General features: G+C 69.9%; 7 protein-coding genes. 4 read left to right on the plus strand and 3 right to left on the minus strand.

What is annotated here, in order from left to right; all coding sequences use genetic code 11:
• Positions 1-1281 carry a DUF4032 domain-containing protein gene (locus B3G12_RS01590; protein WP_094393533.1) on the plus strand — a complete coding sequence of 427 codons (1281 nt, stop codon included), beginning with the start codon at positions 1-3 and terminating at the stop codon, positions 1279-1281.
• On the opposite strand, the gene B3G12_RS01595 is transcribed toward B3G12_RS01590, so the two are convergent.
• Positions 1278-2009 (minus strand): TetR/AcrR family transcriptional regulator, encoded by a 732-nt coding sequence (locus B3G12_RS01595; protein WP_238694060.1) that lies wholly within the window; start codon positions 2007-2009, stop codon positions 1278-1280. The genes B3G12_RS01590 and B3G12_RS01595 overlap by 4 nt on opposite strands.
• Positions 2010-2015: 6 nt before the next feature.
• Complete coding sequence (locus tag B3G12_RS01600) at positions 2016-4283, minus strand: HAD-IB family phosphatase (protein ID WP_145010663.1); 2268 nt, start codon at positions 4281-4283, stop codon at positions 2016-2018.
• An 83-nt stretch (positions 4284-4366) separates the two neighbouring features.
• On the opposite strand from B3G12_RS01600, the gene B3G12_RS01605 reads away from it, so the two are divergent.
• From B3G12_RS01605 to B3G12_RS01615, 3 genes are read left to right on the plus strand one after another with little or no spacing between them, the layout of a single operon-like run.
• Entirely contained in the window at positions 4367-5149 is a 783-nt protein-coding gene (locus B3G12_RS01605) for an SDR family NAD(P)-dependent oxidoreductase (protein WP_055085016.1), read from the plus strand.
• Positions 5150-5152: 3 nt separating this feature from the next.
• On the plus strand, positions 5153-6055 hold the full coding sequence (locus tag B3G12_RS01610; protein ID WP_232300317.1) for a lysophospholipid acyltransferase family protein: 903 nt from the start codon (positions 5153-5155) through the stop codon (positions 6053-6055).
• A 28-nt stretch (positions 6056-6083) separates the two neighbouring features.
• A complete protein-coding gene (locus B3G12_RS01615) occupies positions 6084-7760 on the plus strand; it encodes an FAD-binding oxidoreductase (RefSeq protein WP_144942439.1) in 1677 nt (558 codons plus the stop codon).
• Between the two features lie 258 nt (positions 7761-8018).
• Here B3G12_RS01615 and B3G12_RS01620 read toward each other — a convergent pair whose 3' ends face one another.
• Positions 8019-9584 carry an acetoacetate--CoA ligase gene (locus B3G12_RS01620; protein ID WP_144942440.1) on the minus strand — a complete coding sequence of 522 codons (1566 nt, stop codon included), beginning with the start codon at positions 9582-9584 and terminating at the stop codon, positions 8019-8021.
• Between the last annotated feature and the right edge of the window lie 24 nt (positions 9585-9608).

Below are 9608 nucleotides of genomic sequence, written 5' to 3' on the forward strand. Positions count from 1 at the left end.
ATGACGGTCCCCTCATCCTCCGACTCCCCGGCAGCGGGAGCACCCCGGCCCCTGCGGGGTGTATCCATCAGCACGGCCTTCCCGGACCCGGCGCTGCTCGAGCTGCCCTGGGAGCTGCCGCTGGAGCAGTGGCCCCCCGAGGTCCTCGCGGCCTACCCCAGGGGTCTCTCCCGCCACGTGGTGCGCTTCGCGCACGTGGGGCGCAAGGTCGTGGCGGTCAAAGAGACCACAGCCCACTACGCCCAGCGGGAGTACGGTCTGCTGCGCAAGCTGCAGACCATGTCCATCCCGTCCGTGGTCCCGGACTCCGTGGTCACCGACCGCTACACACCGGACGGCGAGCCCCTGCCCGCGGCGCTCGTGACCGACCACCTGAGCTTCTCACTGCCCTATCGCACCATCTTCGAGCAGGTCCCAGCCCCGGAGACCATCGAGCGGCTCGTGGACGCCCTGGCCTCCCTCATCGTCCAGCTGCACCTCTCCGGCTTCTACTGGGGGGACGTCTCGCTGTCCAACACCCTGTTCCGCCGGGACGCCGAGGCCTTTGCCGCGTACCTCGTGGACGCGGAGACCGGTGAGCTGCACCCCTCCCTCACCCGGGGGCAGCGGGGGTACGACATCGACCTCGCCCGCACCAACGTGGCCGGGGAGGTCATGGACCTGTTGGCCGGTGAGGACATGCAGCAGCGGCTGCGGGACGCGGGCGTGGATCCCGCGTCCGTGGACCCGTTCGAGATCTCCCAGCGCCTCGTGGACACCTACGAAGGGCTGTGGGAGGAGCTCACGGCCACGGAGACCTTCCCCGTGGGCGATCGCTGGCGCGTCCAGGCGAGGGTCGAGCGGCTCAACGAGCTCGGCTTCGACGTCGAGGAGGCCTCCCTGGACTCGGACGAGACCGGGCAGGTCCGCCTGCGCCCGCGCGTGGTCGAGCCCGGGCACCACTCCCGCAAGCTGCTGCACCTCACGGGGCTCAACACGCAGGAGAACCAGGCGCGGCGCATCCTCACGGACATCCACCAGTTCGGCCAGGCCCTGTACCCGGGTCTGCCGGAGGACCTCACCGCGCAGCTGTGGATGCGCGAGGTGTTCGTGCCGATCATGGAGGCGATCCCCGCCGAGCTGCGCCGCAAGCGGGAACCCGCCCAGATCATCCACGAGGTGCTCGAGCACCGCTGGTTCATGTCCGAGAGCGCCGGCGAGGACATCCCCACCCCGGTCGCCGTGCAGGACTACGTGAAGCACTACCTCGCCACGCGACCGGACGAGATCAACGTGTTCTAGTTGCCCGGAGTGCTCTGCGGACGTGCGGCCATCAGATCGAACAGCGCCCGGTGCATCCGCTCGGTCCACCTCTCGTCGAGCGAGCCGTAGCGCGCCACGTGCGCATATGCCGCTCCCAGGACGAAGTCCACCACCATGTCGATGTCCACCGAGGCGCGGATCAGCCCCCGCTGAACGTCCCGTTCGAGCAGCGCGCGCAGCGCGTCCATGCGCGGTCGCACCACGGAGGCGCGCAGCACCCTGGAGGTCTCGGAGTGCGGCTCCTGCAACAGGGCGATGACCACGCCCATGCCCAAGTCCCGCAGCAGCATGTCGACGGCCGCCTGCAGCGCCCGCTCCCACGTGGCATCCTGCGCCACGGGTGGCTCGGCAGCCGCCGTGTGCTGCAGCGCGGCCTCGAGCATCTGGGCACTGTTGTCGTAGCGGCGGTAGATCGAGGTCTTCGCCACGCCCGTGCTGGCGGACACGGCTTCGATCGTCACCTTCTGCGGACCGCCCTCGCGCAGCAGACGCAGCGCGCCCGCCACGATCTTGTGGTCCGTGCGGGCCGTACGTGGATCCACGGATGACGACGCCACCCGCTCACCCGGGTGCGCGGCGCCGTCGTCCTGCCGCACCGCCTCACCGCCCTTCGCCACGCCGTCGCGCGTCGCCGCGCGGTCGTCCGCGCGTCCATCACCCGCGCGCCCGTCGCCCGGGTGACCGCCCTCCGGCGGCGCTTCCGTCACCACGGCTCAGGCCCTCCGCCAGTCTTCGACCGGCCAGTGCGCCTTGCGCGCGCGGCGGTATAGAGACAGGTCCGGGTTCACGGCGAACGGGTGGCCCAGCAGTGACAGCCAGCTCGCATCCGCCACGGAGTCCCCGTACCCGTAGGAACGGCTCAGGTCGAGCCCGTGGTCCTGCGCGTAGCGCTTGAGCCACTGGGCCCGGGCCTCGTCTACGAGCGGCGGGGTGGCCAAATAGCCCGTGAGCACACCATCCACCTGGTCCATGCGCCCGGCGACCACCTCGTCGAACAGCTCCGCGATGGGACTCACCAGCAGGTCCAGGGAACCGGTGACCAGTACCGTGCGGTGGCCCGCGGCCCGGTGCTCACGGATCCGCTCCAGGGCGCCGGGGCGCACGCTCTGTGCCACAGCCTGGCCGAGAGGACCGGCTACCAGTTCCTCGACACGCGCCACCGAGACGCCCTCATAGCGGCGCAGGAACGCGCGTATGAACTCCCCGCGGTCCCGCCGTTCGGCCTTGACGTATGTGGGAGCGTTGCCCACGAGCTCGCCGAGCTCCGCGGGCCACTGCAACGGGCTCAGCTCGAGTCGGCGCAGCAGCGCGTACTGCGTGATGATGTTGCCCCCGGCCACAGTGCCCTCGAGGTCGAACACAGCCACGACGTCCGCGCCCTGCGTCAGGCCGCGGCTGCGCCCGGTTCGCTTGCGGGACGCCGCCCTGGCCCGGGTGTAGGCGCGGGTCATCTCGGTCAGCGCGGGCAGGTGGACCTCCTGCCAGTACTCGGGCCACGAGATCGCGCGGACGTCGAAGTGCTGATCCTCCGGTGTCACATCCGGCAGGGAGGCGTCCAGGCGCCGCAGGTGGGTGTCGTCGAAGATCATCTCGGTGCGTGTGTAGTTCTGGTAGAGGTCCACGTAGGTGCGCAGGGAGCCCAGACCGGTCTGCATCCGGTGCAGGGAGTTGGTCCACTCCCGGGTGGTGGCCGTGGCCGGGAGCACCGAGCTCAGGCGAACACCCACCGCGGCGAGCTTCTCCTTGACCGCCAGTCCGCGCTCCATGGAGTTGTTCGCCGGGAACCTCCACTCGGGCACCACGACCGGGTTGCCGTGGCCGTCCTGCAGCGGGTGCTCCAGGAAGTAGGAACGCACGCTGCGGTACATCTGGTGGAACGGCAGCGGGTTCGAGGCCCCGGAACACACTTGGTAGTAGGCGGCACTCGGACCGGGCGACGACGCCGCCGGCGTCAGAGGCACCCGCGCGGCCTCCGCCTCACGGTGCCCGCCCCGCGCCAGGGCCACGATGGCGTTGACCACGAAGTCCACGGGGATCACGTCCAGCACCGAGTCCGGCAGACCCGGGAACTCGGGCAGCGCGCCCTTCGCATAGGCCATGATGAGCGGGTCCGCGACCTTGTAGCCGTCGATCCACCCCGGGAAGGGGTGGCGCAGCGCGGACTCGATGATCGAGGGGCGCACGATGGACAGCCGGTGCCCGTGCCCCGCCCACTTCTGCTCGGCCACGCGCTCGCCCAGCGCCTTGGTGAAGGTGTAGATGTCGGTCCAGCCGAGTGACTGGGCGCGGGTGCGGCCGTGGTCCACCAGCCGCGAGCGCACCCACTCCTGCCGGGCCGCCTCCGCGGCACGTGCCACGGTCTTTGGGCCCTCCTTGCCGTGGGTGCGCGTGGCCTCGCGGATGAAGGACTCGAGTCGTTCGGGGCTGCGGGACTCCACCTGGGCCGTGTCCGCGGCGCGCACGGCGGCGTCGAACTCCACCTGCCAGTCGACGTCGTGGTCCACGGAGGCCTCGGGGCGCAGGCCCTTGGCGATCCCGCCCACGTAGCACGTGGACACGTGGATCACGTGGGGGTCCTGCCCGGCCGCGCGCAGCGCGTCGTAGAGGCCCACAGCGCCGCCCACGTTGGTGCGGAACGCCTCGTCGATGGGCGGGTCGAAGGAGACCGTGGACGCGGAGTGGACCACCACGTCGAAGGGCTCCCCGATCTCTGAGAGCCCCGTGAGGTCCCCCTCGAGAACGCTCGTGCGCTCGGCGAAGACCTCTTCCGCGCGCTCCTCCCCCACGGCCTCGCGCCAGGTCCTGAAGGAGGGCTTGTGCAGCAGCTGGCGCAGCCGCGAGCTGCCGGACTGCGAGCCCTTGGGGCGCACGACCGCCGTGACGTGGACGTCTTCGCAGCTCGAGAGCAGCCGCTCCAGGACAGCCTGGCCCAGGAAGCCCGTGGCTCCCGTGAGGAGCACGCGGGTGGGGGTCTCGGTCAAGGGGTTCCTCCGTGGTCGGTCCGTGGTGGGCTGGCCCTTGGACGGGCCACTGCGCTACGCCCACCGTAGTGTATCTTAGGGGCATGCTTACCGCTCTCGTGACCGGTGGAACGTCAGGCATCGGTGCCGCGTTCGCACGCTCGCTCGCCCGCAGGGGCTTCAACCTCGTCCTGGTTGCCCGGGACGCGCAACGACTCGAGGACACGAGTCGGGATCTCACCGCCGAGTACGGCGTCCATGTGGAGACGATCACGGCGGACCTGGCCGTGCGCGAGGACCTCTGGCGCGTGGCCCGTCGCCTCGAGGACCCTCAGAAGCCGGTGGACATGCTCGTCAACAACGCCGGTTTCTCGGTGAAGGCGCCCTACACTGCCGAGGACTTCCACCAGCACGAGGCGGGGTTCGAGGTCATGTGCGCGGCCGTGGCGCGGCTCTCCGGTGCCGCGGCACGGGCGATGGTCAAGCGCCGTTCGGGCTGGATCGTCAACGTGTCCTCGACCTCCGGATACGTGACCATGGGCGAGTACTCCGCGATCAAGGCCTACGCGACCAGCATGACCGAGTCGCTCGCCGTCGAGCTGCACGGCACGGGCGTGCACGTCACGGCGCTGCTGCCGGGCTGGGTGCGCACCGAGTTCCACAGCCGCGCGGGCATCACCGGCTCCTCCATCCCGGACTTCATGTGGCTGGACGCGGACAGGCTCGTCGAGGAGGCACTGGCGGACGTCGCGCGGGGCAAGGTGATCTCGGTGCCCACGCTGCGGTACAAGGTCATGGTCGCCGCGCTGCACCACCTCCCGCGCCCCGCCGTCCGCTGGGTCTCCCGCAAGATCTCCGGCGTGCGCCAGCGCGAGCTCAAGGCCTGAGCCGTGGCACACCAGGACGCCCCCGTGCCCTCCGAGGACGACGCCGCCGATGCATCCCGCGGATCCACGTCCCGCCCTGCGAAGCCCTCCCGTCCCGGGAAGCCTCCCCGTGAGGGGAGAGAGCCCCGTTCCGCGAAGGAGCCCGAGGCGCGGCCCCGGGTGCTCGAGTCCCTCGAGGGCAGCGCGGGTCAGCAGGACCCTGTGCCCCCTGCTCCCCCGGCGGAGTCCGCTGACCTGACCGCCGCGCACTACACAAACCCCACGCGACGCATTGCCCGGCGGATCGTGCAGAGCATCTTTTTCCGCGGGCTGGTCAACCGCACCATCCGGCGGACCACCGTGGTGGACCCGGCGGCCTACGGCGTGAAGGGCACGTGCGTCGTCGTCGCGAACCACTCGAGCCACCTGGACGCGCCGCTGGTGATGAGCGGCGTGCCGCGCTACATCTCGCGCGACCTCGCCACCGGCGTGGCCGCGGACTACTTCTTCACCGCATGGCACAAGAAGTTCTTCACCCAGCTGGTGTTCAACGCGTTCCCCGTGGACCGCCGCGGTGAGGGCGCGAACAAGGGGCTGTCCAAGAAGCTGCTCGCGGCCGGCGTGCCACTGCTGATCTTCCCCGAGGGCACCCGCTCGAAGACGGGGAAGATGGCCCCGTTCCGGGTGGGGGCGGCGTCGTTGGCGCTGGCCGTGCAGGTCCCGGTGGTTCCTGTCGCACTGATCGGCGCGCACGAGGCCATGCCGCGCGGCGCCAACTGGCCCCGTCCCGGCCGCCCACCCGTCGTGGTTGCGGTGGGCGCGCCCCTGCGGGCCCGAGGCAACGAGACCGCGCGCAGCTTCAACGAGCGCATCGAGGCCGCCGTGCGTGCCCTGTACGCCGCGAACCGGCACATGATCCACGACTAGTCGTCTCCCAGGAAGAGGTTTTCGCCCAGTGGCACACGTGAAGCATCAGAAGTGGTGGGGCTGGGGCGAGGAGGGCGTGTTCTTCAACTACGAGAACAAGCCCGCGTTCGCCCCGTTCGTGGAGGAGGCGATCGGCGTCAGCCTGCGGCCCCGGCAACGTGACACCGTGGAGTTCGCCACCGCGCAGGTGCCCGAGTCCCGCGCCCCCGAGGACGTCCTGGCGCACCTGCGGGAGATCAGCGGCGCGGAGAACGTGAGCGTGGAGGACGAGCTGCGCGTGGTGCACTGGGCTGGCAAGTCCGTGCTCGAGCTGCTGCAGACCCTGCGCAACGACTTCACCCGCGTCCCGGACGTCGTGGTCTACCCCGGCTCAGAGGACGAGGTCACCAGGATCCTCGAGACCGCTGTGGCCGAGGACCTCGTGGTCATCCCCTTCGGCGGCGGCTCGAGCATCTCCCGTAGCCTGCAGGCCGGGCAGGACGAGTCCCGCTGCATCGTTTCCGTGGACATGGGGCGGCTGGACCGTGTGCTGGAGATTGACGAGACCTCGGGGCTGGCCACCATCCAGGCGGGTGTGCTCGGTCCGGACATGGAGGAGCAGCTCAACGCCCGCGGCTGGACGCTCGGGCACTTCCCTGACTCCTTCGCCCACTCCACCCTGGGTGGCTGGGCCGCCACCCGCTCCTCCGGGATGCAGTCGGACAAGTACGGGGACATCGCGGACATCGTGCGCGGTCTGCGCCTGGTCCGGCCCACCGCAACCGTGGTGCTGCGTCCGCTGCCGTCAACGTCAACGGGCCCGAGCCTGCGGGAGATGGTCATCGGCTCGGAGGGACGGCTGGGGATCATCACCGAGCTCACCGTGCAGGTGCACCGGCTGCCGCAGGAGCACGAGGTCATCGCCTACATGTTCCCCACGTGGCAGCAGGCGCTGACCGCGGTGCGCCAGTACACGGAGGCGGAGATCCCGCTGACGTTCGCCCGCGTGTCGGACGCGCACGAGACGGCGTTCTCGCTGGCCACCCAGAAGGCCTCCACCTCCGTCAAGGGCAGGCTCGCTGCCAGGGGGCAGGAGGCCCTGTGGGCGGTGATGCGACGGCGCGGCTGGGACACGGACGCCATGTGCCTCTCCTACGTGTGCTTCGAGGGCACGGTCAAGGACGTGGCCGAGCGCAAGAAGGCCGTGGCGAAGATTGCGAAGGCCCAGGGCGCCGTCGTCCTCGGCTCCGGACCGGGCGCGCTCTACGACCAGAAGAAGTTCGACACGCCCCACCTGCGGGACTTCCTGCTCGAGCAGAACACCGTGGGGGACGTCTCCGAGACCGCCGCGCCGTGGTCGCAGCTGACCACGGTCCACAAGGCCGCGTACGACGCCGCCCAGCGCGCCTATGCGAGGCTCGACAAGACCGGCTGGATCATGTCGCACATGTCCCACTCGTACCACTCGGGGGCGTGCCTGTACTTCACATTCGCGTACGTCTTCGACGAGGAGAACCCGTACGAGGAGTACCACATGATCAAGTCCGCCATCCAGCAGTCGTTCATCGACTCCGGGGGCACTCTGTCCCACCACCACGGCGTGGGAGTGGAGCACCAGCCGTGGATGGAGCAGGACATCTCCCCCGAGGGGGTGCGCCTGATGCACGGCCTGTTCGAGGTCGCAGACCCCGGGGGCAACTTCAACCCTGGCAAGATCGTCCCCTGACCCCACGCTGACAGGGCAAGGGCTCCGCACCGTCGAGCGACGACGGCGCGGGGCCCTTCTCGTACGCTGCGGCGGCTGACTGACGCCGACGCCTCGCGGGACGGCGCGTCGCCGCCGCACGCGTCTCGTCGCACCCGTCAGGCCATGCTCTGAGAAGGAACTCGATCCGCGAGAGAACCGGATAACCGGCGCGCCCACCGGCCCGCGGCGTCGTCGCCCGGGGCTCCCCTCCCGGGGTCGCGGGTGACGTCGTGATTGTCAGTGCTCACGCCGCCCGGCATGCGTGCGGGCGGCACGGGCGTACCAGTCCAGCACCTCGGCGTCTTCGGCGGTCGCCCGGTTGAGGGTGCTCGGGTCCGCGCCCTGGAAGAGCTTCTTGACCGGGATCTCCAGCAGCTTGCCGGTGCGTGTGCGTGGAACCGCGGGAGCCTCGATGATCTCGTCGGGGACGTAGCGCGGGGAGACCTGGGTGCGGATCGCGTCGACGATGCGCCGCTCGAGCTCTCGCGTGAGGCGCGTGCCGGGCTGGGGCACCACGAAAAGCGGCATGTAGTAGTCGCCGCCGGCCAGTTCCGCCCCGATCACCATGGACGCGGCCACACCATCCACGCGGTCCACCACGTGGGTCAGGTCCGCCGAGCCCATCCGGATGCCGCCGCGGTTGATGGTGGAGTCCGAGCGGCCGTGCACCACGAACGGGCCCTCGTGCAGCTGGGTGACCCAGTCCCCCTGGCGCCACACCCCCGGGAACATGTCGAAGTACGCCGCCTGGTAGCGCTCACCCTGCGGGTCGTTCCAGAAGAACACCGGCATGCTCGGCATGGGCCGGGTGATCACGAGCTCCCCCACCTCGTCCCACACGCGTTCACCACGGGAGTTCCACGACTGGGCGTCCACGCCCAGGTACGGGCCCATGATCTCGCCCCGGTACACGGGCTGGTACGGGTTGGTCCCGATGAAGGCACTGGTCACGTCCGTGCCGCCGGAGTCCGAGCCCAGCCGCACAGTGCCCGAGACGGCCTCGTAGACCCAGTCCCAGGTGGCGTCAGGCAGCGGTGACCCCGTGACCAGGATGGACTTCAGCGAGGAGAAGTCCATGCTCACGTTGGGCACCACACCGGCGCGCTGCACCATGCTCAGCACGCCGGCGCCGGCCCCGAAGAACGTCGCACGGTTGCGCGCAACGAGCTCGAACGACTTCTGCGGTCCCCCGAACGTCGGGGAGCCGTCGTACGTGATGATCTGCGCTCCGGTCAGCAGAATGCCGGCGAGCATGTTCCAGACCATCCAGGTGGTGGCCACGGCGTAGTAGGCCACGTCCCTCGGGCCGAGTCCAGAGTGCAGGCCAAGTGCCTTGTAGAACTCCAGGGTCACACCGCCGTGGGAGTGCACGATTCCCTTGGGCTTCCCGGTGGTGCCAGACGAGTAGAGGATCCACAGCGGATGCTCGACGGGCAGCTGCTCGTAGCGCGGTTCGGCCTGTTCTGAGGCAATCTCCGAAAAGCGCAGAGCGTCCCCGGGAAGTTCTCCGACGCTCTCCCGCGGCATCTGATCAACCACGATGAGTTGCTCCACGCTCGGCAACACGTCCCGCAGGTCCTGGTAGGAAACCGTCATGTCCCGCACCGTGCCACCGAACTCGTAGCCGTCCCCCACGAACAGCACCTTCGGCTCGATCTGGGCAAACCGATCGGCCACGCCGGAGGGCCCGAAGTCGGTGTTCACCACGGACCACACCGCCCCCACTGATGCCGTGGCAAGCATCGCGGCCACGGTCTCTGGGATGTTGGGGAGCACCCCCGCCACCCGGTCGCCAGGTTCCACCCCCTGAACCGTCCCAGGTTTGGT

It is taken from the genome of Kocuria sp. UBA5001 (assembly GCF_002398425.1).
In the GTDB taxonomy this organism is placed as follows: Bacteria; Actinomycetota; Actinomycetes; order Actinomycetales; family Micrococcaceae; genus Kocuria; species Kocuria salsicia.